The 973-nt window shown below is 46.0% G+C and carries 1 protein-coding gene; it reads right to left on the bottom strand.

Annotation, left to right across the window (positions count from 1 at the left end; all coding sequences use genetic code 11):
* Positions 1-973, bottom strand: a 973-nt coding sequence (locus H6A27_RS14400) for an ATP-binding protein (protein WP_204509187.1), incomplete at both ends; no start/stop codon positions are given.

Genomic DNA, 973 nt, shown 5'->3' with positions numbered 1-973 from the left:
ATCAATGTCATGAAGGCATTCTTCACATGCTTGTTCGGGAACCCCAGCTTGTAGATATTCGATTTCTTATCGTAATCTTTAATCGTCAGATACCCGCTCTGATAAATCAACGGAATAAGATTTTTCGATGCAGTATCGTTACTATCCAGCAGACTGCCGTCTATCTCAACCCCTTCCAAATCTCCAAAGTCAGAATCTCTCTTTTTAAGCATTTTCACCAGAAACGAAGGCGTTCCAACCTCTATCCAATTACTCATTAACTGTTTAGAATCCAGAGTAATCATTAAACCTGACGGGTTATATATATCCACACAATCCTCGTTGAAGTGATACCCGTCATACAGCTCCTTCAGTTCCGCTTTCGTTTCCTCTTCCGACATATCATTTGCTGCCCCCAGCTCCTTTACGCCTTCCTTGAACTCGGAGTGCAGCTCTTCCTCCGTGATACCGCAAATGCTGATATATGCAAACTCCATCGATATATCCCTCAGATTATTCAGGTCGCTGAACACACTCACCTTTCCGAACTTCGTCACCCCCGTAAGCAGGGCGAACCTGATATATCTGTCCATCGACTTCAGAGCCCCGTAGAAAGCCTTCAACGTACTCCTGTACTCATTCTGCAACTCCTCGTCATCTATGGCCTGCAGCATCGGTTTGTCGTACTCGTCCACCAGGATAACCACCTGCTTCCCTGTCTTCTCATACGCACGCCTTATCACGTACATAAACCTTTCCTCCGGCGACCTGTCTTTCTTTTCGTCACCGTATTCAGCCTCCCACATCTCAAGGTGCATGTTCAGAATAGCCAATAGCGAAGCCTTGTCCTCATATCTCTTCGTGTTCAGATCCAGATGCAATATTGGATGTACCGCCCATTCCTTTTCCAGTTCCGCAATCTTCAGTCCCTCAAACATCTCCCTCTTTCCGCTGAAATAAGTCTCCAGCGTAGAGATAAGCAGACTCTTGCCGA

Source organism: Bacteroides caecigallinarum (genome assembly GCF_016902295.1).
GTDB lineage: Bacteria > Bacteroidota > Bacteroidia > Bacteroidales > Bacteroidaceae > Phocaeicola > Phocaeicola caecigallinarum_A.
The sequence above is the reverse complement of the archived record's forward strand: the minus strand, read 5'-3'. Positions and strand labels throughout refer to the sequence as shown.